This window comes from Pseudomonas sp. BMW13 (genome assembly GCF_013357275.1).
In the GTDB taxonomy this organism is placed as follows: domain Bacteria; phylum Pseudomonadota; class Gammaproteobacteria; order Pseudomonadales; family Pseudomonadaceae; genus Aquipseudomonas; species Aquipseudomonas khazarica.
In genome coordinates this window covers 135,169-155,706 of sequence record NZ_SUKD01000001.1, presented here as the reverse complement: position 1 = coordinate 155,706, position 20,538 = coordinate 135,169, and the positions used below count along the sequence as shown (strand labels likewise).

Below are 20,538 nucleotides of genomic sequence, written 5' to 3'. Positions count from 1 at the left end.
GCCGGCACAAGTGAGTAGGGTGGAGTCGCCTGCGGCCCACCCTCGACCCTGACCATGCGCCTACCCGATCGACAGACCCTGTTGCCATTTCTGCGCTGGCTGCCTGGCACCAGCCGCAAGACCCTGGGCAACGACCTGCTGGTGGGCCTGACCGGCGCCATCCTGGCCCTGCCACAATCGCTGGCCTATGCCCTGATCGCCGGGCTGCCGGCCGAATACGGCCTGTACGCCGCCATCGTGCCGGTGATCGTCGCCTGCCTGTGGGGCTCGTCCTGGCACCTGATCTGCGGGCCGACGGCGGCCATCTCCATCGTGCTGTTCACCAGCGTCAGCCCCATGGCGCGCATGGGCAGCGAAGAATTCATCGCCCTGGTGTTGCTGCTGACCTTTCTCGCCGGCCTGTTCCAGTGGCTGCTCGGCCTGCTGCGCTTCGGCGCGCTGGTCAACTTCGTCTCGCAATCGGTGGTGCTCGGCTTCACCCTCGGCGCGGCGCTGGTCATCGCCCTCGGCCAGGTCCCCAACCTGCTGGGCGTGGAAATGCCCAGCCAGGCCACCGCGCTGAGCAGCCTGCTGCAGATCGGCCAGCACCTGCCCGAGACGCACTGGCCCAGCCTGGCGCTGGCCGCCCTCACCCTGCTGCTGAGCGTCGCCATCCGGCATTTCTGGCCCAAGGCACCGGCACTGCTGATCGGCCTGGTCGGCGGCAGCCTGGTGGCCTGGCTGCTACCGGCGCACCTGGTCGGGGAGATCGCCCTGGTCGCCCCCTTCGCCGGCAGCCTGCCGCCACTGACGATGCTCAGCTTCGACCTCGACGACGTCCTGCGCCTGCTGCCTGCAGCGGTGGCCTGCGGCATGCTCGGGCTGGTCACCAGCCTGTCCATCGCCCGCGCCCTGGCGGTGAAATCGCATCAGTTCCTCGACGCCAACCAGGAAGTCCGCGCCCAGGGTCTGTCGAACATCGTCGGCCCGTGGTTCTCCGGCTCGCTGTCGGCCGGTTCGTTCACCCGCTCGGCGCTGAACCTGCAGGCGGGTGCGCGCACCCCCCTGGCGGGGATCTTCTCGGCCTTGCTGGTGGCCCTGTTCGCCGTGTTCGGTGCGGCGCTGCTGACCCACATCCCGCTGCCGGTGATGGCCGCAGGCATCCTGCTGATCTGCTGGGGGCTGGTGGACCTGCCGGCGATTCGAGCACTGCGCCGGGTCAGCCGCTCCGAGTTCGCGGTGATGCTGCTGACTTTCGCCGCCACCCTGGTGCTGGAGCTGCAGACGGCGATCTACGCGGGCGTGCTGGCATCGCTGTTCTTCTACCTCAAGCGCACCTCGCAGCCGCGCGTACGCCTGTGGCATGACGGCGACGACGAGGTGCTGCGCATCGATGGCTCGATCTTCTTCGGCGCCTGCCAGTACATCCAGCAGTTGCTGCAACGCAGCCGTGGCCAGCGCCTGGTGATCGACGCGCGGCACATCAACTTCATCGACTACGCCGGGGTGGAGATGCTGCATCAGGAAGCGCGCCGCCTGCAGGCCCTGCAGCGCAGCCTGGTGCTACGCCAGGCGCGGCCCCAGGTGATCGAGGAGATTCTCAAGCTGGAAGGCGCGGAGCACTGCCCGGTGCAGTTCGAAGACTGAGTGAGCGGCGTCGCACCCTACGCGGCTGACCCTCAGTCCTCGGCGTCATCGAGCACGCACAGATCCAGCACGTGCGAGCGCCCGATCCACATCGCACAGTCGCGATGGTCGCGCAGTTCGTTGCCGGTGATCGGGTGCAGCAGGACGTCCAGGCCACCGCGGTTGAGCATCAGCCAGGGCACCAGGTCGGCGAACAGGTCGGCGCGGAAGGCCAGCTGGCAACTCCAGCACGGATGTGGCCCGACCAGACGCTCGTGCACCCGCCCCATCTTCACTGGAAAGCGCTTCGCCGCGTCCTCGCAGAGGGCGCGCGCCTGCTCCAGCGTCGTGGCATCGAAATAGACGTGGGCATGGTAACCACTGATACGCACCATCTCGTCCATCTGCCGCTCCTCAGGCCATCAGTTGACGACGCAGTTCGGCCAGCACCGGCGCCGTGTCGGGGCGCACGCCGCGCCACAGCGCGAAGGCCTCGGCAGCCTGCTCGACCAGCATGCCGAGGCCGTCCAGGCACTGCGCCGCACCCTGCTCGGCGGCCCAGCGATTGAAGGCGGTCGGCTCGCGGCCGTACATCATGTCGTAGCACACCGTGTGGCCGGGCTGGATCAGGCCCGGTGCAATCGGCGGCAACTCGCCGCCGAGGCTGGCCGAGGTGCCGTTGACGATCAGGTCGACCGGCGCGTCGATCCAGTCGAAACCGACGGCCTCCAGCGGACCCAGCTCGGTGAACTCCAGCACCAGTTTCTCCGCCTTGCACAGCGTGCGGTTGGCCACCACCAGGCTCGCCGGGTGCTGCGCCAGGAAGGGCTCGAGCACGCCGCGCACGGCACCACCGGCGCCCAGCACGAGGATGCGCTTGCCGGCCAGGCTGAAGCCGGCGTTGTCCTGCAGGTCGCGGGTCAGCCCGGCGCCGTCGGTGTTGTCGCCGAGCAGGCGACCGTCCTCCAGCTTCTTCAGGGTATTCACCGCGCCGGCCCGGCGGGCACGCTCGGTCAGCTCGTCGGCAAGGCGAAAGGCCTCTTCCTTGAAGGGCACGGTGACGTTGCCGCCAAGGCCTTCCGCGAAGAAGGCACGGGCATCGCCGGCGAAGTCATCGAGGGGCGCCAGACGCGCCTCGTACGTCAGCGCCTGCCCGGTCTGTTCGGCGAACAGACGATGGATCAGCGGCGACTTGCTATGGCCGATGGGGTTGCCGAAGACGCAGTAGCGGTCCATGGAAAATCCTATCTGTGTAGGAGCCAGCTTGCTGGCGATTCGCTCTGCAGCCAGATCGCCCGCAAGCGGGCTCCTACGAGGTACGGGGATGACTCGTAGCCCGGATGCAATCCGGGAGCGCTCATGGAATGGCCCCGGACTACATCCGGGCTACATCATGGATTGGTCGACAACCAGTCGCGGTCGGTGAGGAAGTACTCGGTCAGGCGCGCTTCTTCACTGCCCGGCTCCGGCTTCCAGTCGTAACCCCAGCGCACGTGCGGCGGCAGCGACATGAGGATCGACTCGGTACGCCCGCCGGACTGCAGGCCGAACAGGGTGCCACGGTCGAACACCAGGTTGAACTCGACGTAGCGGCCACGACGGAACGCCTGGAACTCGCGCTCGCGCTCACCGAAGGGGGTCAGCTTGCGGCGCTGCACGATGGGCAGGTAAGCCTGGATGTAGGCATCGCCGATGGCGCGGATGAAGGCGAAGCAGGTGTCGAAATCCCACTCGTTGAGGTCATCGAAGAACAGCCCGCCGATACCGCGCGGCTCGCCACGGTGCTTGAGGTGGAAGTAGCGGTCGCACCAGGCCTTGTACTTCGCGTACACCTCGGCACCGAACGGCGCACAGGCGTCATGCGCGACCTGGTGCCAGAACACGCAGTCTTCCTCGTTGGCGTAGTAGGGCGTCAGGTCGAAGCCGCCACCGAACCACCACACCGGTTCCTCACCTTCCTTCTCGGCGCTGAAGAAGCGCACGTTGGCGTGCGAGGTGGGCACATGGGGGTTTTCCGGGTGGATCACCAGCGACACGCCGAGGGCCTGGAAGCCACGTCCGGCCAGTTCCGGACGGTGGGCGCTGGCCGAAGGCGGCAGGCTGTCGCCGAACACGTGGGAGAAGTTGACCCCGCCTTTCTCGATCAGCGCACCGTTCTCGATCACCCGCGTGCGGCCACCGCCGCCGGCCGGACGCTGCCAGGCATCCTCGATGAACACGGCCTGGCCGTCTTCGGTTTGCAGGGCGGAGCAGATACGGTCTTGCAGGTCGAGCAGATAGGCCTTAACGGCCTCGGTACGGTCAGTCACGGCGGCACCTTGAACAGGGAGCAGGTCGAAATCGGAGGGCAGCATAGCACTCGACAACCCCGCTCCGCAGTTGACGTCAGTCAATCGGGAGGATTGGATAGGCCCTTTCGCCGCCAGCCGGCGGCTCATGTCAGACAAGGAATCGGAGATGGCCAAGCGCATTCAGTTCAGCCAGCACGGCGGCAGCGACGTGCTCGAGTACCGTGACTACCAGCCGGCCGCCCCGGGCCCGCGCGAAGTGCGGGTGGCCAACCAGGCCATCGGCCTGAACTTCATCGACACCTATTTCCGCAGCGGCCTGTACCAGCCACCGGCCCTGCCTTCGAGCCTGGGTACCGAGGGTGCCGGCGTGGTCGAGGCGGTGGGCAGCGAGGTCAGCGGCTTCGCCGTGGGCGACCGCGTCGCCTACGCCACCGGCCCGCTCGGCGCCTACAGCGAGCTGCACGTGCTGCCCGCCGAGAAGCTGGTGAAGCTGCCGGACGGCATCAGCTTCGAGCAGGCCGCCGCAGTGATGCTCAAGGGCCTGACCGTGCAGTACCTGCTGCGCCAGACCTGCGAACTGAAGGGCGGCGAGACCATCCTGTTCCATGCCGCCGCCGGTGGTGTCGGTTCCTTCGCCTGCCAGTGGGCGAGGGCGCTGGGCGTCAGGCTGATCGGCACCGTCAGTTCGGCGCAGAAGGCCGCACGCGCCCGGGAGCAGGGCGCCTGGGCGACCATCGACTACAGCCATGAGAACGTGGCGCAGCGCGTGCTGGAGCTGACCGACGGGGCCAAGTGCCCGGTGGTCTATGACGGCGTCGGCAAGGACACCTGGGAAACCTCGCTGGACTGCGTGGCGCCGCGCGGCCTGCTGGTCAGCTTCGGCAACGCCTCGGGTGCGGTCACCGGGGTCAACCTGGGGATCCTGGCGCAGAAGGGCTCGCTGTTCGTCACCCGCCCGACCCTGGCCGGCTATGCCACCAACGCCGAGCGCCTGCAGGCCATGGCCGACGAACTGTTCGGCATGATCGCCAGCGGCCAGCTGCAGGTGGAGATCAGCAGCCGCTACGCGCTGAAGGACGCCGCCGCCGCGCAGGACGCACTGAGCTCACGGCAGACCACCGGCTCGACCATCCTGCTGCCCTGAGCCAGTGGCCCGGATGCACTCCGGGGGACGATTCAAGCCCCCCGGAGTGCATCCGGGCTACGTGTGGGAGGGGCTTTGGCCGCGAGCTTTCAGCGCTTCAGGACGGGCGGATCACATCGCCCGTGCGCAGGTCACGGATCAGGCTGGGGTTGCGCCGACCACCCAGTGCGCCACCCAGCACCTTGTCCAGCTCGCCGGGGAAATACTGCTCGACGCGCAGGCGCGAACGCGCCGACGGGCGGCCAGCCGGATTGGCCGACGTGGAAATCAGCGGCCCGGTGTAGCGGCACAGCGCGCGCACCAGCGGGTGATCGGTGACGCGCAGGGCGACGGTGTCATGCATGCCGGTGACCCATTCGGGCAGACGGTTCTGATGCGGCACCAGCCAGGTGTTCGGTCCCGGCCAGCTGCCAGCCAGGCGCTCCTGCCAGACGTCGGGCAGGTCCCCGAGCAGGAAGTCGAACTGTTCGATGGCATCGGCCACCAGAATCAGACCCTTGTGCATCGGGCGCTCCTTGAGCGCCAGCAGTCGGTCCACCGCCTCTTCGTTCCACGGGTCGCAGCCCAACCCCCAGACCGCCTCGGTCGGATAGGCGATGACGCCACCCTCACGCACCACACGCGCCGTTTGCTGTATCTGCCAGTTGCTGGCCATCGACTGTCTCCCGCTGAACGAATGGCCGGCAGTCTATCCAAGACGGGGCGGCGACTGTAGCCCGGCGACCATGCGGGGACCACATCGGCGCCTGCGCCACGATAAAGCGGGCCGCTGGGCGCCTTCTACAAGCACCGTGGCGAGTGAGCCTGATGCAGCCTGGTGGATGGATGAAGCGCCATCCACCCTACGGACAGCCGGGCGGAAGGGGATGCGCGGATCGCACGGCGGCGAACAGCAGACGCCGCTCACGCCTGGCGCGCCAACCAGCGCCCGGCCTCGCTGCACACCCGCCCCTCGAGCTCCAGCTCGGTCAGGGCGGCGAGAACCTCTGCCAGCGGCAAGCCACTGGCCTGGACCAGCGCCTCGGTGCTGTGCGGCGCCGCATGCAGCAGGGCCAGCAGTGGATGCTCGACGCGGGCCGGCGGCGCCGACGCGGGTGCAACGGGTAACGCGTGCCAGCCCCGCAAGGCCTGCAGAACATGCTCGGTGCTCTCCACCAGCGTGGCGCCGTCGCGAATCAGCTGGTGACAGCCACGCGCGCCCGGATGATGAATCGAACCGGGGATGGCGTAGACCTCGCGCCCCTGCTCGGCCGCCAGCCGGGCGGTGATCAGCGAACCGCTCGACGGGCTGGCCTCGACCACCAGCACCCCGAGCGACAGGCCACTGATGATGCGGTTGCGCCGCGGGAAGTTGCTCGCCTGGGGCGGGCAATCCAGCGGCAACTCGGAAACCAGCGCGCCGCCCTGTTCGGCGATCTGCCTCGCCAGGCGTTCATGGCGACGCGGATAGAGGCGCTGCAGGCCGGTGCCGAGCACCGCGACGGTCCGGCCACCCGCGTCCAGCGCGCCCTGATGGGCCGCCCCGTCGATCCCCAGGGCCAGGCCGCTGGTTATCACGAAACCGCCCGCCGCCAGGCTGCGGGCGAAGGCACGGGCGTTGTCCAGCCCCGGCGCAGATGCGCGGCGGCTGCCGACCATCGCCAGTTGCGGCGCCTCCAGCACCAGCGGGTCGCCCGCCACGAACAGCAGCGGCGGTGCATCCGCCAGCTCCGCCAACAGCGCCGGATAGCGTGGATCGTCCCACATCAGCAGGTGCTGGCCTGGCTCATCCAGCCAGCGCAGCGCCTCCGTGGCCCGCTGACGGATCTCGGCGCTGCGCCGTGGCTCGGCACAGGCGGCCGGCATGCCCAGCGAACGCCAGGCACTGGCCGGCGCACTGAGCGCGGCCGAGGCACTCGCGAAGGCGCTGAGCAATTTGCGAAAGCGACGTGGCCCCAGCTCCGGCAACAGATGCAGGCGCAGGCGCGCTTCGAGTTCGGCGGGAGAAATGCTGGGGGACAGCGAGGAGGACGCAGACATGGCGATTCTTCCCTGAGCGGTGCAGTCGCCATCCTGGCGACACCGGTAGAAAGCACGAGCCCCGCATCAGCGGGGCTCGTCGGGTGTTACGGGTTGCGAACCTTGTCCATCACCGCCAGTTGGCGGCTCGCCTGCAGGATCAGGCCGTAACTGAGCTTGTCGTAGGTGCGGAACACCATCAGCAGGCCGGAGCGCTCGTCCGGGACCTTGACGTTCTCGCCGGTCACGCGATCGCGCACGGTCTCGCCGGTCTTGTACACCGCCAGCACGTTGCCGATCTCCAGGCCGTCACGGGTGCCCTTGTTCAGGGTGACCACGTCGAACTGGCCGATCTGGCTGACACCGCGCGGCACGTCGAGAATCACACCCTTGATCTCGCTGGTCGGCTCGCTGGGCATGAAGGAGGAGTTGATCGCCCGCTCCTCGGTGGGGAACAGACGGTCACCCAGGCGCACTTCCTCGGTCGAACGGCTCAGCACGAAGGTGCCGATATCGCCTTCCTCGGCAACGATCTCACCGGTGCCGATATCGTCGGCGTTGATACCGAGGAATTCCTTGGTATCCGGATCGGTGTAGGTCTTGCCCTGGCGGAACACGCCGTAGATCGGGTTCTGCTCGTCGAACTGGCCACGGGCATAGACACGGTCACCGGCGCCGCTGACCACGCGCTCGGCGTTGCCGGCGACGATGTAGGGCTTGCCGTTGAACTCTTCGGGCGTATCGACGATGCGGTTGCTCAGCAGGAAGCTGTTGATCGCCTCCAGCGGAATGGTCGGGATCGCCTGGGCCATCGGCGTGCTGCGCACCTGCGGCGACAGCTTGATGGTGCCGCGCGACTCGCCGCGATTGAGCATCAGGCGCGGCTGGCCATCCACGTAGACGAGATTCAGGGTGTCGCCGGGGTAGATCAGGTGCGGGTTGGCCACCTGCGGATTGGCGTGCCAGATCTCCGGCCACTTCCACGGCTGACTGAGGAACTTGCCGGAAATGTCCCAGAGGGTATCGCCCTTGACGACGGTGTAACGGTCCGGATGACCGTCCTTGAGTTGCACTGCGGCCTGAGCCATGCAGGTCAGGGCCATTCCGCCAGCTGCCAGGAGCAAGGCGAGTAGTGATTTCCTCATACGGTGAATCCCTTTATTATGTGTCTTCACGTGAAGCGCCCTAGCGCCGCGTGCCAAACCCGCTGAATACGCGGCGTGAAGCCGTTTTTCAATGCTGTTCATCATCTTAGCAGCGGATTTTGACTTTATTCCACAAGTGCATCACAAACGCATATGGCGATCCTGAATATCCTCGAATTTCCTGATCCACGCCTGCGTACCATCGCTAAACCGGTGGACGTCGTGGACGACTCCATCCGTCAGCTGGTCGATGACATGTTCGAGACCATGTATGACGCTCCGGGTATCGGTCTGGCCGCAACCCAGGTCAACGTGCACAAACGCGTGGTAGTCATGGACCTGTCCGAAGACAAGTCCGAGCCGCGGGTGTTCATCAACCCCGAGTTCGAATCGCTGACCGACGAGATGGACCAGTACCAGGAGGGCTGCCTGTCGGTGCCCGGCTTCTACGAGAACGTCGATCGCCCGCAGAAGGTCAAGATCAGGGCGCTGGACCGCGATGGCCAGCCGTACGAGCTGATCGCCGAAGGCCTGCTCGCCGTGTGCATCCAGCATGAGTGCGATCACCTCAACGGCAAGCTGTTCGTCGATTACCTGTCCAACCTCAAGCGCGACCGGATCAAGAAGAAGCTGGAAAAACAGCATCGCCAGCGTGCCTGACCCCCGTTTACCCGAAAGGCTTGCCACGGCAAGCCTTTTTCTTTGGTGACTGCCCCATGCGTATCGTCTTTGCCGGCACCCCGGAATTCGCCGCCGAGCACCTCAAGGCCCTGCTGGCCAGCCAGCACGACATCATCGCCGTCTACACCCAGCCGGATCGCCCGGCCGGGCGTGGCCAGAAACTGATGCCCAGCCCGGTCAAGCAGCTGGCTCTGGAGCACGGCATCGCCGTCTACCAACCGGCCAGTCTGCGCAATGCGGAGGCTCAGGCCGAACTGGCGGCGCTGCAACCCGACCTGATGGTGGTGGTGGCCTACGGCCTGATCCTGCCGCAGGTGGTGCTCGACACCCCGCGCCTGGGCTGCATCAACAGTCACGCATCCTTGCTGCCGCGCTGGCGCGGCGCCGCGCCGATCCAGCGCGCGGTGCAGGCCGGCGATGCCGAGAGCGGCGTCACCGTGATGCAGATGGAGGCCGGCCTGGATACCGGGCCAATGCTGCTCAAGGTGACGACACCGATCTCTGCCGAGGACACCGGTGGCAGCCTGCATGATCGCCTGGCCCGGCTCGGCCCGCAGGCCGTCCTGCAGGCCGTCGACGGCCTGGCGGCTGGCACCCTCGCGGGCGAGGTGCAGGACGATGCCCTGGCCAACTACGCGCACAAGCTGAACAAGGACGAGGCACGCCTCGATTTCAGCCGACCAGCCGTGGAGCTGGAGCGCCTGGTGCGCGCCTTCCACCCCTGGCCGATCTGCCACAGCACGCTGAACGGTGAGGCGCTGAAGGTGCATGCCGCCGAGCTGGCGGACGGCACTGGCGTCCCCGGCAGCATTCTCGCCGCGGACAAGAGCGGCCTGACCGTGGCCTGCGGCGAGGGCGCGCTGCGCCTGACCCGCCTGCAGCTGCCCGGCGGCAAGCCGCTGGCCTTCAGCGACCTGTACAACAGTCGTCGCGAACAGTTCGCCCCCGGCCTGGTGCTCGGTCAATGAACCCACGTCTGGCCGCCGCCCGCGCCTTGACCGCCGTGCTGTCCGGCAAGGCCTCGCTGGGCAGCAGCCTGCCGCCGCAGCTGGACAAGGTCGAACACCACGACCGCGCCCTGGCGCAGGACCTGGCGTTCGGCGCCGCCCGCTGGCAACCGCGCCTGCAACTGCTCGCCGAGAAGCTGCTGGAAAAACCCTTCAAGGCCGCCGACAAGGACGTCGAAGCCTTGCTGCTGGTCGGCCTCTACCAGTTGCTGCACAGCCGCATCCCGGAGCACGCCGCCATCAGCGAAACGGTCGGCTGCGCCGGCGCGCTGAAGAAGCCCTGGGCCAAGGGCCTGCTCAACGCCGTGCTGCGTCGTGCGCAGCGCGAGCACGAGGCGCTGCTCGCCGAGCTGGATCGCGACCCGGTGCTGCACACCGCTCATCCGCGCTGGCTGCAGAAATCGCTCAAGGCGCACTGGCCCGAGCACTGGCAGGCCATCTGCGCCGCCAACAACGCCCACCCGCCGCTGATCCTGCGGGTCAACCGCCGCCATGGCAGCCGTGACGACTACCTCGTCGAACTGCGCGCCGCCGGCATCGAGGCCGCGCCCTGCGACTTCAGCCGCGATGGCGTGCGCCTGCTGCAGCCCTGCGACGTGACCAGCCTGCCCGGCTTCAGCGAAGGCCGCGTCAGCGTGCAGGACGAGGCCGCGCAGCTGGCCGCCGAGCTGCTCGAGCTGGCACCTGGTCAGCGCGTGCTCGATGCCTGCGCCGCACCGGGTGGCAAGACCTGTCACCTGCTCGAGGTCGAGCCGCGACTGGCCGAAGTGGTCGCCGTCGACCTGGAAGCCAAGCGCCTGGCCCGCGTGCGGGAAAACCTCGAACGCCTGCAGCTCGAGGCCACGCTGATCGCCGCCGATGGCCGCGATACCGGCGCCTGGTGGGATGGCCAGGCGTTCCAGCGCATCCTGCTCGACGCGCCCTGCTCGGCCACCGGGGTGATCCGCCGTCACCCGGACATCAAGCTGACCCGCAAGGCCGAAGACATTCCCGCCCTGGCCACGCTGCAGGGCGAGCTGCTCGATGCCCTGTGGCCGACGCTGGCCCCGGGCGGCATCCTGCTCTACGCCACCTGTTCGGTGCTACCGACGGAAAACAGCGACACCATCGCCGCCTTCCTCGCCCGCACGGCCGATGCGCAGGAGCTCGCCATCGCTGGTGAATTCGGCCTGCAGCCAGAACACGGCCGCCAGTTGTTGCCGCAGTTGGACGGCCATGACGGCTTCTACTATGCCAAGCTGATAAAGACTGCCGTGGCGACCCACGGCTAACGGAGCGATCAGTGAAAATCATCATTCTCGGCGCAGGTCAGGTCGGTGGCACCCTGGCCGAGCACCTCGCCAGCGAAGCCAACGACATCACCGTGGTGGACACCGACGGCGACCGCCTGCGCGACCTCGGCGACCGCCTGGACATCCGCACCGTGCAGGGCAAGGGCTCGTTCCCCACCGTGCTGCGCCAGGCCGGCGCCGATGACGCCGACATGCTGGTCGCGGTGACCAACAGCGACGAAGTCAACATGATCGCCTGCCAGGTCGCCTACACCCTGTTCCACACGCCGACCAAGATCGCCCGCGTGCGCGAGGCGGCGTACCTGACCCGCGAAGCGCTGTTCGACAACGAGGCGATCCCGGTCGACGTGCTTATCAGCCCCGAGCAGGTGGTGACCAACTACATCAAGCGCCTGATCGAATACCCCGGCGCCCTGCAGGTCATCGACTTCGCCGAGGGCAAGGCCCAGCTGGTGGCGGTCAAGGCCTACTACGGCGGACCGCTGGTGGGCCAGCAGCTGCGCCAGCTGCGCCAGCACATGCCCACGGTGGATACCCGCGTGGCCGCCATCTTCCGCCGCAACCGGCCGATCATGCCCAAGGGCGACACCGTCATCGAGGCCGATGACGAGGTGTTCTTCATCGCCGCCAAGGCCCACATCCGTGCGGTGATGAGCGAGATGCGTCGCCTCGAGGACAGCTACAAGCGCGTGGTCATCGCCGGCGGCGGCAACATCGGCGAGCGCCTGGCCGAGGCCATCGAGAGCCGCTACCAGGTGAAGATCATCGAGATGAGCCCGGCACGCTGCCGCTACCTCTCGGAGAACCTCGACAGCACCATCGTGCTGCAGGGCAGTGCTTCGGACCGCGACCTGCTGGTGGAAGAGAACATCAACGACGCCGACATCTTCCTCGCCCTGACCAACGACGACGAGGCCAACATCATGTCGTCGCTGCTGGCCAAGCGCCTCGGCGCGCGCAAGGTGATGACCATCATCAACAACCCGGCCTACGTCGACCTGGTGCAGGGCGGCGAGATCGACATCGCCATCAGCCCGCAGCTGGCCACCATCGGCACCCTGCTGACCCACGTGCGCCGTGGCGACATCGAGAGCGTGCACAGCCTGCGCCGAGGCGCGGCGGAAGCGCTGGAAGTGATCGCCCATGGCGATGCCAAGTCGAGCAAGGTCATCGGCCGTGCCATCGAGGACATCGCCCTGCCACCGAGCACCACCATCGGCGCCATCATCCGCGACGAGGAAGTGCTGATCGCCCACGACAACACGGTGATCGAGTCCGGCGACCACGTGATCCTGTTCCTGGTCGACAAGAAGTACATCCGCGACGTCGAGCGCCTGTTCCAGGCCGGCCTGACGTTCTTCTGAGCAGCAAGCCGCAAGCTTCAAGCGGCACGTAAAGCGCTTGTGGCTTGCAGCTTGAGGCTTGTGGCAGGCCAACGAAGGAGGGCGAAATGAGTACCGAGGCACTGGAAAAGATGCTGGCCAAGGGCATGGACAACGCCCTGCTGCGCTTCGGCCTGGGCAAGGCCCACCTGGACGGCGGTGACGCCGCACAGGGCGCCGAACACCTGCAACGCTGCGTCGAGTTCGACCCGGGCTATTCGGCGGCGTGGAAGCTGCTGGGCAAGGCGCTGCTGGCCCAGGGCGAGCACGACGCCGCGCGCCAGGCCTGGCAGCAGGGCATCGCCGCCGCCCAGGCCAAGGGCGACAAGCAGGCCGAGAAGGAAATGAGCGTGTTCCTGCGCAAGCTGGACAAGCCGCGCTGATCGACAAGGCCAGCGCGAGCTATCGACGCACACCAACGTAGCCCGGATGCAATCCGGGGACAGCCTCCAGTCGCTCGCGGCTGAAGCCCCTCCCACGCATGCCGTAGCGCGCTCTGCGCCAGGCACTCCGGCGACGCGCTCTTGACGTCGCCAACGGCACGGGGGCAGGGAGCATGCGGCTGAAGCGCACGCTCCTGCGCACTGCAGCGGCTCAGAGCACCTCGCTGGCCACCGCGTCCACCGCCGCCTTGGCGATACCCACCACCTCGTCCGCCTCGGCCCTGTTCAGCACCAGCGGCGGGGCGAAGCCGAGGATGTCGCCGTGCGGCATGGCGCGGGCGATCATGCCGCGTTCCAGGCACGCCGCCGAGACACGCGGGCCGACCTTGAGCGCGGCATCGAAGGGCGTACGCGCCTCGCGGTCGGCCATGAATTCCAGCGCGGCGAGCATGCCGACCCCACGGACTTCGCCCACCAGCGGGTGGCCTTCGAAGGTCTGGCACAGTTGCTGGTTGAGGTAGGCACCGACATCGGCGGCGTTGGCGGCGATGTTTTCCTTCTCCAGGATATCCAGGTTGGCCAGCGCAGCGGCGGCGCAGATCGGGTGGCCGGAGTAGGTCCAGCCATGGCCCATGGCACCGTCGCGACTGGAGGCCTCTTCGATCACGTTCCACACCTTCTCGCCGACGATCACCGCCGACAGCGGTGCATAGGCGCTGGTCAGGCCCTTGGCGGTGGTGATCAGGTCCGGCTGCATGCCGAACATCTGGCTGCCCATCGGCGTGCCCAGGCGGCCGAAGGCGCAGACCACTTCGTCGGCGATCAGCAGGATGTCGTACTTCGCCAGCACGGCCTGGATCGCCTGCCAGTAGCCCTTGGGCGGCACGATGATGCCGCCGGTGCCCATCACCGGTTCACCGATGAAGGCCGCCACGGTCTCCGGGCCCTCGGCCAGGATCAGGCGCTCCAGGTCCTCGGCGCAGTGCTGCACGAAGGCGGCTTCGTCCATGCCGGCCGGCGCCTTGTAGAAGTGCGGGCAGGCGGCGTGCTTGATATCGGCATGCGGCAGGTCGAAATGCTGGTGGAAGCTGGCCAGGCCGGTGAGGCTGCCGGTCATGATGCCCGAGCCGTGATAGCCGCGCTGGCGCGAGATGATCTTCTTCTTCGCCGGGCGCCCGAGCACGTTGTTGTAGTAACGCACCAGCTTGATCTGGGTCTCGTTGGCGTCCGAGCCGGACATGCCGTAGTAGACCTTCTTCATGCCCTGCGGCGCCCAGTCGATGATGCGCGCCGAGAGCTCGATGATGGCCTCGGTCGAGTGGCCGACGTAGGTGTGGTAGTAGGCCAGCTCCTTGGCCTGCTTGTAGATGGCCTCGGCCACCTCGGTGCGGCCATAGCCGATGTTCACGCAGTACAGACCGGCGAAGGCGTCGATCAGCTCGCGGCCCTCTTGGTCCTGGATGCGGATGCCCGAAGCGCCCTTGATGATGCGGCCCTTGAGCGCGCCGCTGGCATGATCGTGGGCGTGGGTGGACGGGTGCATGAAGTGGGCACGGTCCTGCTCGAACAGCTTCTGGTAGTCGGTCATGGCGGTCTCCATCTGACTCGCTGGGGTGGCGATAAAGGTCATTCACAGGTTTGTGGGAGGGGCTTGCAGCGCCTGCAAGGTCAGGCGCGGCTGAAGTCCCTCCCAGCGGCTCTCCGGGTGCATCAGGGGTAGCGCTGGCCCTGGTGATGAATGCAGAAGTACTTGGTTTCGACGAAGGGCTCGAAGCCCTCCGTAGCGCCTTCGCGGCCGAGGCCGGAGGCTTTCATGCCACCGAAGGGGATCGGGTGGCCGGTGAATTTGCTGCCGTTGACCGCGACCATGGCATGCTCGAGGCGGCGAATCAGCGGATGGACGACGTCCACCCGGTTGGAGCAAATGTAGGCGGCCAGGCCGTACTCGGTGTCGTTGGCCATGGCCACGGCGTCGTCCAGGCTGTCGAAGGCGCGCACGCCGGCGATGGGCGCGAAGTTCTCCTCGCGGTAGATGCGCATGCCGCCTGTGACGTCGGCCAGCAGCGTCGGCTGCCAGAACCAGCCGCCCAGCGCATGGGGCTCGCCACCGACCAGCAGCCGCGCCCCCTGCTCGATGGCATCGGCCACCCGCGCAGCCGTGCCGTCCAGCGCCGCCTGGTGCATCAGCGGGCCGATCTGGTTGCGTTCGTCATGCCCCGGCCCCACGCGCAGGTCGCGCACGGCCCTGGCGAAGCGTTGCAGGAATTCCTCGTAGACCGGGCGCTGCACCAGGATACGGTTGGCCGCGCAGCAGTCCTGCCCGGAGGTCTGGAACTTGGCGTCCAGCGCCACCTGCACGGCGTGATCGAGGTCGGCATCGGCGCAGACGATCAGCGGCGCGTTGCCGCCCAGCTCCAGGGCCACCTTCTTCACGTCATCGGCGGCAGCCTGCAGCACCAGCTTGCCGACGCGGGTCGAGCCGGTGAAGCTCACCGAACGCACCCGCGCATCCTTGACCAGGGTCTCCATGGCCATCTGCGGCTCACCCAGCACCACGTTGAACACACCGGCGGGGAAGCCCGCTTCCTCGGCCAGCTGGGCCAGGGCGAAGGCGGAGTAGGGCGTTTCGTGCGCCGGCTTGACCACCACGGTGCAGCCGGCGGCCAGGGCAGCGGCAGCCTTGCGAGTGATCATCGCGCTGGGGAAGTTCCAGGGCGTGAGCAGGGCGCAGACGCCCACCGGCTCCTTGAGCGTACCCAGCTGGGCACCGGGGATATGACTGGGGATGGTCTGGCCGTAGAGCCGGCGCGCCTCCTCGGCGAACCAGGGGATGAAGCTGGCGGCGTAGCGGATCTCGCCACGCGCCTCGGCCAGCGGCTTGCCCTGCTCCAGGCTGAGGATGCGCGCCAGGTCTTCCTGATGCTGCAGGATCAGCTCGGCCCAGCGCCGCAGCAACGCCGCGCGGGCGTCCAGGCTCTGCTCGCGCCAGGCGATGAAGGCACGCTGGGCGGCATCCACGGCGCTGCCGATCTGCTGCGCGCTGAGCATCGGTACATGGCCGATCAGGCTCTGGTCGGCCGGGTTCTGCACCGCGACGCTGGCACCGTCGTCACTGTGTACCCAGTGACCGTCGACATAGCAGAGCGACTTGAACAGCAGGGGGTGGTCGAGGGGCATGGCGATGTCTCCGGGCCGATGGGCATGGGAGACATGCTAGGGAAGGGCGGCTTGGTGTTTTTTCCAAGCCGGCCAGGCGCTACCGCAGTTTTTTCTGAAGGACCACGGCGAACAGAAGATTTCTGAGGCCCCGTCGCGCCTCGGCAGCGGCACTCAGACAATCGCGGCTAAAGTCCCTCACACACACTCGCCACCGGCCACCGTGGGAGGCGCTTTAGCGGCGAGCGTGCTTCACGTCGTGGCAGTACGTTGCGGCAGGGCACGCACGATGGCGCTGAGCAGCATGCCGTACAGCGGCACGAACAGCATCAGGCTGATGGCCAGCTTGATCACGTAGTCCACCGTGGCGATTTCCACCCAATTGGCCGCCATGAACGGATCGTCGCTGTGCCAGAAGGCCACCGAGAAGAACAGGAAGGTGTCCAGCAGGTTGCCGAAGATGGTCGAGGCGGTGGGCGCCACCCACCACTGACGCATCCTGCGCAGGCGGTCGAACACCTGAATGTCCAGCAACTGGCCGAAGGCATAGGCGAGGAAGCTGGCCACGGCGATGCGGAAGACGAACAGGTTGAACTCGCCCAGCGTTGCCAGGCCGCCGAAGGCCCCCTCGTGGAACAGCACCGAGACCACATAGGAAGCGAGCAGCGCCGGCAGCATCACGCGGGCGATGACCACGCGCGCGGCATGCTTGCCAATCAGGCGCACGGTGAGGTCGGTGGCGAGGAAGATGAACGGGAAGCTGAACGCACCCCAGGTGGTATGCCAGCCGAACAGAGTGATCGGCAGCTGCACCAGGTAGTTGCTGGCGATGATGATGAGGATGTGGAAGGCGATCAGGCCGGCCAGCACGGGCCGACTGACCGACGCGGGAATCAGGGTCATGTCGATGTCCTTTTTCGTGAAGTGGGGTGAGGGAACCCACTGCCGCAGCCGACATGGCCACGAGCGGCGCGCATTCTAGCGCGTTGTTGACTCGCGGGATAGGTTTTGCCCGAGCGCTCCCGCGCCGTTGGTCCGCTCGATTGTTCAGGCTTCCGGCACGACTCGCTTGGCCAGTTGGAAATGACGCTGCCAATAGGCGTTGCTGAGGTGGTCGATGCGCACGTTGCTGCCACGTCGCGGGGCATGGATGAAGCGGCCGTCGCCCAGGTAGATGGCCACGTGGTCCACAGAGCGGCTACGGATACGGAAGAACAGCAGATCGCCCGGTTGCAGGTCACTGCGCTTCACCGAAGGCGCGTCCAGGCGTGACAGGGCGCGAGAGGTGCGTGGCAGGTCGAGGTCGCTCTGGGTCTTGAAGGCGTACTGCACCAGGCCGCTGCAATCGAAGCCCTGCCGGGGGCTGGTGCCGCCCCAGCGATAGGGTATGCCCAGGGCGCCCAGGGCGCGGTCGATCACCTCGCGGGCCGGCGCCGGCTCGGCCGCTGGCGCGGTGGCGGGAATGGTCTGGATACGGAAGGTGGCGGAGACTTGGGTACAAATTCCCAGTAAAAGAGCGCCTCCCAGGCAAAGTGACGTGAAAAACTTGTTCAAACCCAGTGATCCTGGTGACTGGCCAGCGAACGGAACCCCCTCCGAATCAAGGCATTGCATAGAAAACGGGCTTCCCGCCCGTCCCGGAGACGGACCATCGAAAAGCCCACCTGGTTCACTGCCGGCCTCGTCAATCGACGAACGGTTCCCGGCCTGAAGCTGCACATTCGTGACCGATCACCGCCATTTGCGCCCCGACTGTTGAGCCGCACCCGCTCGACCGTTAAGGTCACCCGGCTGCCCACCACCGCAAAGGACTCGTGCATGAACCTGAGAACCACCCTGTTCGCCGCCTCGCTGCTGGCCGTCAGCCTTGGCGCCCAGGCACAGACCGACAGCGCCAGCTGCAGCGCAGTCACCCTCGCCGATCCGGGCTGGAGCGACATCGCCGTGACCAACGGCATCGCCAGCCTGCTGCTCGACGGCCTCGGCTACAAGGCACAGACCCGCACCCTGGCCGTACCGATCATCTTCGCCGGGCTGCAGAAGGGCCAGGTGGATGTGTTCCTCGGCAACTGGATGCCGGCAGGCCAGCACGACTACGCGCGCTACGTGGAGAGCGGTCAGGTGGACAAGGTGGTGGAGAACCTCGGCGGCACCGAGTACACCCTGGCCGTGCCCACTTACACCTACGCCGCAGGGGTGAAGGACTTCAGCGACCTGAAGCGCTTCGCCGAGCGCTTCGACTGGAAGATCTACGGCATCGGCTCCGGCTCGCCGGCCAACGACTACATCCGCCAGATGATCGAGGGCAACGAGTTCGGCCTCGGCGACTGGAAGCTGGTGGAGTCCAGCGAACAGGCGATGCTGGTGCAGGTCGGCCGCGCGGTGAAGCGCGACGAGTTCGTGGTGTTCCTCGGCTGGACGCCGCACCCGATGAACGTGCAGTTCGACATGCAGTACCTCAAGGGCGGCGAGAAATTCTTCGGCAGCACTGGCTCGGTCAACACCCTGGCGCGCAAGGGCTATGTCGCCGAGTGCCCGAACATCGGCAGGCTGCTGAGCAACCTGACCTTCACCCAGGAGATGGAAAACACCATCATGGATGAGGTGCTCAACCGCAAGGTGGCCAGCGCCACGGCGATCAGCACCTGGATCAAGGCCAACCCGCAGGTGCTGGAGCGCTGGCTGGACGGGGTGACCACCCGCGACGGCGCTGACGGCCTGGCCGCGGTGAAGGCCAGGCTCTGATGCCACGTCAGCCTGCAGATGCCCGACATCTCAGGCCTGGCGTAGGTCAGTCGTCCAGTTCGGCGGGCGCACCCGACGCGTCCGCCTTGATGGTCTTGGTGACGATGTAGGTGAAGTAGCGCTCGATGCCGAGGTCTTCCAGCAGCAGCTGGTCGATGAAACGCTGGTAGTGGTCGATGTCACGGGCGCGGATCATGGCGATGTAGTCGACGCCGCCGCCGGTGGCGTAGCAGAAGCCCACCTCCGGCGCCTCGCTCAGGCGCTGCTCGAAGCGGCGCATGTCCTGCGCGGTATGCCGGGCCAGGGTGATTTCCACCAGCACCTGCTGGCTGCGGAACAGCGCCGCCCAGTCGATCAGCGCGCGGTAACCCTTGATCAGCCCGGCGCTTTCCAGCTTGCGCACGCGCTCCCAGGCCGGGGTCACCGAGAGGTTGATCGCCTCGGCCAGGGCCGACTTGGTGATCCGCCCGTCCTCGGCGAGGATGCGCAGGATCTTCAGGTCATAGCGGTCGAGCTTGTGCATCGGTGCCTCGGTCGATTGAGCGTTCATGGGGTGTATGGCCCCCGGTCGCGGCTAAAGCCCCTCCCACGATCTGTAAGTCTGAGGGAGGGGCTTTAGTCGCGACAGGTTAGCCCACCACCTCGGCGATGACCGCGAGGGTATCACCACACTGCACCAGCCCCGGGAAATGCCGGGCGGCGAGCAGGCCGCTGCGCCGGGCGCGGTACTCGCTGGCGGGCGCGCCGGTGCGCCGCAGGCTGTGCACGCGCGCGATCACCTCGCCCTTCTCCACCCTGTCGCCCAGGTCGCGGCACATCTCCAGCAGGCCGTCGTCCTCGCTGGCGACGAAACAGTCGCCATCGGGCATGTCGAGCATCACCGACTCGCCGGCCTCGATCTCCCCCTGCAGCAGGCCGCAATGGATCAGCAGATTGCGCACGCCGCGCTCGGCGATGGCCAGGCTCTTCGCCGTGCTGCTGCCGCCGCCACCCAGCTCGGTGGTGACGAACACCTTGCCCTGCTCCTCGGCGGCGGTGTCGTACATGCCCACCGCGTCCAGCTCCAGCATGCGCATGCAGTAGGGCGCGGCGAAGGCGCGCATGCCGGCGGCGCAGGCCGCGTCCTGGGCCTTGTCCGGGAGCACGTGGCAGGCGGCGAAGGGCAGGAAGTCCAGGGTCTTGCCACCGGAATGGATGTCCAGCACCACGTCGGCCATGGGCAGCAGCGTGCGCTGGAAGTAGTCGGCGATCTTCTGCGTCACCGTGCCATCCGGCTTGCCGGGGAAACTGCGGTTGAGGTTGCCCTTGTCGATCGGCGAGGTACGGCTGCCGGCCTGCACCGCCGGGGTGTTCATGAACGGCACGATGATCACCCGGCCGGTGATGTCCTCGGCGCGCAGGCGCTGGGCCAGCTTGCTCAGCGCCAGCGGGCCTTCGTACTCGTCGCCGTGGTTGCCGCCGGTGAGCAGCGCGGTGGGGCCGCTGCCGTTCTTCACCACGGTCACCGGGATCATCACCGCGCCCCAGGCCGAATCGTCACGGGAATAGGGCAGCTTGAGATAGCCGTGTTGCACGCCGTCACGCTCGAAGTCGAGCGTGGGGCTGATGGGGTTGTCGCGCAGTTGGGTCATGATGCAAAGCCCGGCATGAATGTATGTCTCTGTGGCGTCGCTTTCCGTAGGAGCTGGCTTGCCAGCGATAAGCTGTTG

At 67.2% G+C, this 20,538-nt stretch carries 20 protein-coding genes; 8 read left to right on the top strand and 12 right to left on the bottom strand.

Features of this window, described 5'->3' with window-relative positions; translation table 11 throughout:
• Positions 1-54: 54 nt before the first annotated feature.
• Positions 55-1,626: a SulP family inorganic anion transporter gene (locus E4487_RS00720; RefSeq protein ID WP_175252525.1), complete on the top strand. Its 1,572-nt coding sequence runs from the start codon at positions 55-57 to the stop codon at positions 1,624-1,626.
• Positions 1,627-1,658: 32 nt separating this feature from the next.
• Here E4487_RS00720 and E4487_RS00715 read toward each other — a convergent pair whose 3' ends face one another.
• The 3 genes from E4487_RS00715 to hemF all read right to left on the bottom strand — a co-directional run bounded on the left by E4487_RS00715 (position 1,659) and on the right by hemF (position 3,914).
• Entirely contained in the window at positions 1,659-2,009 is a 351-nt protein-coding gene (locus tag E4487_RS00715) for a DOPA 4,5-dioxygenase family protein (RefSeq protein ID WP_175252524.1), read from the bottom strand.
• A 10-nt stretch (positions 2,010-2,019) separates the two neighbouring features.
• Positions 2,020-2,841 (bottom strand): shikimate dehydrogenase, encoded by an 822-nt coding sequence (aroE, locus tag E4487_RS00710; protein WP_175252523.1) that lies wholly within the window; start codon positions 2,839-2,841, stop codon positions 2,020-2,022.
• A 155-nt stretch (positions 2,842-2,996) separates the two neighbouring features.
• Positions 2,997-3,914, bottom strand: a complete 918-nt coding sequence (gene hemF, locus E4487_RS00705) for an oxygen-dependent coproporphyrinogen oxidase (protein WP_037052384.1) — start codon at positions 3,912-3,914, stop codon at positions 2,997-2,999.
• A 148-nt stretch (positions 3,915-4,062) separates the two neighbouring features.
• Here hemF and E4487_RS00700 point away from each other — a divergent pair, with 148 nt between their 5' ends.
• On the top strand, positions 4,063-5,040 hold the full coding sequence (locus E4487_RS00700; protein ID WP_037052249.1) for an NADPH:quinone reductase: 978 nt from the start codon (positions 4,063-4,065) through the stop codon (positions 5,038-5,040).
• A 97-nt stretch (positions 5,041-5,137) separates the two neighbouring features.
• Here E4487_RS00700 and E4487_RS00695 read toward each other — a convergent pair whose 3' ends face one another.
• The 3 genes from E4487_RS00695 to E4487_RS00685 all read right to left on the bottom strand — a co-directional run bounded on the left by E4487_RS00695 (position 5,138) and on the right by E4487_RS00685 (position 8,183).
• Positions 5,138-5,695, bottom strand: coding sequence for an L-threonylcarbamoyladenylate synthase (locus E4487_RS00695; RefSeq protein WP_037052251.1), 558 nt, complete (start codon positions 5,693-5,695; stop codon positions 5,138-5,140).
• Positions 5,696-5,943: 248 nt separating this feature from the next.
• A complete protein-coding gene (dprA, locus tag E4487_RS00690) occupies positions 5,944-7,059 on the bottom strand; it encodes a DNA-processing protein DprA (protein WP_037052254.1) in 1,116 nt (371 codons plus the stop codon).
• An 86-nt stretch (positions 7,060-7,145) separates the two neighbouring features.
• Positions 7,146-8,183, bottom strand: a complete 1,038-nt coding sequence (locus E4487_RS00685) for a LysM peptidoglycan-binding domain-containing protein (RefSeq protein ID WP_037052257.1) — start codon at positions 8,181-8,183, stop codon at positions 7,146-7,148.
• A 153-nt stretch (positions 8,184-8,336) separates the two neighbouring features.
• Between E4487_RS00685 and def the strand changes: the two genes are divergently transcribed.
• The 5 genes from def (at position 8,337) to E4487_RS00660 (ending at position 12,928) form a co-directional block, all read left to right on the top strand.
• Complete coding sequence (gene def / locus E4487_RS00680; RefSeq protein ID WP_175252522.1) at positions 8,337-8,843, top strand: peptide deformylase; 507 nt, start codon at positions 8,337-8,339, stop codon at positions 8,841-8,843.
• A gap of 56 nt (positions 8,844-8,899) precedes the next feature.
• Positions 8,900-9,832 carry a methionyl-tRNA formyltransferase gene (gene fmt, locus E4487_RS00675; protein WP_047592741.1) on the top strand — a complete coding sequence of 311 codons (933 nt, stop codon included), beginning with the start codon at positions 8,900-8,902 and terminating at the stop codon, positions 9,830-9,832.
• Complete coding sequence (rsmB, locus tag E4487_RS00670) at positions 9,829-11,142, top strand: 16S rRNA (cytosine(967)-C(5))-methyltransferase RsmB (RefSeq protein WP_150607365.1); 1,314 nt, start codon at positions 9,829-9,831, stop codon at positions 11,140-11,142. Before fmt ends, rsmB begins: the two co-directional genes overlap by 4 nt.
• Before the next feature lie 11 nt (positions 11,143-11,153).
• A complete protein-coding gene (gene trkA, locus E4487_RS00665) occupies positions 11,154-12,527 on the top strand; it encodes a Trk system potassium transporter TrkA (RefSeq protein WP_037052265.1) in 1,374 nt (457 codons plus the stop codon).
• Positions 12,528-12,613: 86 nt separating this feature from the next.
• Positions 12,614-12,928 carry a tetratricopeptide repeat protein gene (locus tag E4487_RS00660; protein WP_037052268.1) on the top strand — a complete coding sequence of 105 codons (315 nt, stop codon included), beginning with the start codon at positions 12,614-12,616 and terminating at the stop codon, positions 12,926-12,928.
• 211 nt (positions 12,929-13,139) lie between these two features.
• Here the strand turns inward: E4487_RS00660 and E4487_RS00655 are convergent, their stop codons facing one another.
• The 4 genes from E4487_RS00655 to E4487_RS00640 all read right to left on the bottom strand — a co-directional run bounded on the left by E4487_RS00655 (position 13,140) and on the right by E4487_RS00640 (position 17,698).
• A complete protein-coding gene (locus E4487_RS00655; RefSeq protein WP_175252521.1) occupies positions 13,140-14,516 on the bottom strand; it encodes an aspartate aminotransferase family protein in 1,377 nt (458 codons plus the stop codon).
• Between the two features lie 122 nt (positions 14,517-14,638).
• Positions 14,639-16,105, bottom strand: a complete 1,467-nt coding sequence (locus E4487_RS00650) for an NAD-dependent succinate-semialdehyde dehydrogenase (RefSeq protein WP_150607359.1) — start codon at positions 16,103-16,105, stop codon at positions 14,639-14,641.
• Positions 16,106-16,336: 231 nt separating this feature from the next.
• Complete coding sequence (locus E4487_RS00645) at positions 16,337-16,987, bottom strand: 7-cyano-7-deazaguanine/7-aminomethyl-7-deazaguanine transporter (protein WP_175252520.1); 651 nt, start codon at positions 16,985-16,987, stop codon at positions 16,337-16,339.
• Between the two features lie 144 nt (positions 16,988-17,131).
• On the bottom strand, positions 17,132-17,698 hold the full coding sequence (locus tag E4487_RS00640) for a C40 family peptidase (RefSeq protein WP_175252519.1): 567 nt from the start codon (positions 17,696-17,698) through the stop codon (positions 17,132-17,134).
• A gap of 204 nt (positions 17,699-17,902) precedes the next feature.
• Between E4487_RS00640 and choX the strand changes: the two genes are divergently transcribed.
• Positions 17,903-18,829, top strand: a complete 927-nt coding sequence (gene choX / locus E4487_RS00635) for a choline ABC transporter substrate-binding protein (RefSeq protein ID WP_175252518.1) — start codon at positions 17,903-17,905, stop codon at positions 18,827-18,829.
• Positions 18,830-18,875: 46 nt separating this feature from the next.
• On the opposite strand, the gene E4487_RS00630 is transcribed toward choX, so the two are convergent.
• Both E4487_RS00630 and doeB read right to left on the bottom strand, forming a co-directional pair.
• Positions 18,876-19,352: an Lrp/AsnC family transcriptional regulator gene (locus E4487_RS00630; protein ID WP_037052284.1), complete on the bottom strand. Its 477-nt coding sequence runs from the start codon at positions 19,350-19,352 to the stop codon at positions 18,876-18,878.
• A gap of 106 nt (positions 19,353-19,458) precedes the next feature.
• Positions 19,459-20,460, bottom strand: a complete 1,002-nt coding sequence (doeB, locus tag E4487_RS00625) for a N(2)-acetyl-L-2,4-diaminobutanoate deacetylase DoeB (RefSeq protein ID WP_175252517.1) — start codon at positions 20,458-20,460, stop codon at positions 19,459-19,461.
• Positions 20,461-20,538: the final 78 nt, after the last annotated feature.

Bases quoted from the DNA above. Each gene is read 5' to 3' on its own strand.
- E4487_RS00695 (WP_037052251.1), bottom strand. From the start codon at position 5,695: ATGGCCAGCAACTGGCAGATACAGCAAACGGCGCGTGTGGTGCGTGAG.
- E4487_RS00655 (WP_175252521.1), bottom strand. From the start codon at position 14,516: ATGACCGACTACCAGAAGCTGTTCGAGCAGGACCGTGCCCACTTCATG.
- E4487_RS00715 (WP_175252524.1), bottom strand. From the start codon at position 2,009: ATGGACGAGATGGTGCGTATCAGTGGTTACCATGCCCACGTCTATTTC.
- def (WP_175252522.1), top strand. From the start codon at position 8,337: ATGGCGATCCTGAATATCCTCGAATTTCCTGATCCACGCCTGCGTACC.
- E4487_RS00650 (WP_150607359.1), bottom strand. From the start codon at position 16,105: ATGCCCCTCGACCACCCCCTGCTGTTCAAGTCGCTCTGCTATGTCGAC.
- aroE (WP_175252523.1), bottom strand. From the start codon at position 2,841: ATGGACCGCTACTGCGTCTTCGGCAACCCCATCGGCCATAGCAAGTCG.
- rsmB (WP_150607365.1), top strand. From the start codon at position 9,829: ATGAACCCACGTCTGGCCGCCGCCCGCGCCTTGACCGCCGTGCTGTCC.
- E4487_RS00630 (WP_037052284.1), bottom strand. From the start codon at position 19,352: ATGCACAAGCTCGACCGCTATGACCTGAAGATCCTGCGCATCCTCGCC.
- choX (WP_175252518.1), top strand. From the start codon at position 17,903: ATGAACCTGAGAACCACCCTGTTCGCCGCCTCGCTGCTGGCCGTCAGC.
- E4487_RS00700 (WP_037052249.1), top strand. From the start codon at position 4,063: ATGGCCAAGCGCATTCAGTTCAGCCAGCACGGCGGCAGCGACGTGCTC.
- doeB (WP_175252517.1), bottom strand. From the start codon at position 20,460: ATGACCCAACTGCGCGACAACCCCATCAGCCCCACGCTCGACTTCGAG.
- fmt (WP_047592741.1), top strand. From the start codon at position 8,900: ATGCGTATCGTCTTTGCCGGCACCCCGGAATTCGCCGCCGAGCACCTC.
- E4487_RS00645 (WP_175252520.1), bottom strand. From the start codon at position 16,987: ATGACCCTGATTCCCGCGTCGGTCAGTCGGCCCGTGCTGGCCGGCCTG.
- E4487_RS00640 (WP_175252519.1), bottom strand. From the start codon at position 17,698: ATGCAATGCCTTGATTCGGAGGGGGTTCCGTTCGCTGGCCAGTCACCA.
- E4487_RS00685 (WP_037052257.1), bottom strand. From the start codon at position 8,183: ATGAGGAAATCACTACTCGCCTTGCTCCTGGCAGCTGGCGGAATGGCC.
- dprA (WP_037052254.1), bottom strand. From the start codon at position 7,059: ATGTCTGCGTCCTCCTCGCTGTCCCCCAGCATTTCTCCCGCCGAACTC.
- E4487_RS00660 (WP_037052268.1), top strand. From the start codon at position 12,614: ATGAGTACCGAGGCACTGGAAAAGATGCTGGCCAAGGGCATGGACAAC.
- E4487_RS00720 (WP_175252525.1), top strand. From the start codon at position 55: ATGCGCCTACCCGATCGACAGACCCTGTTGCCATTTCTGCGCTGGCTG.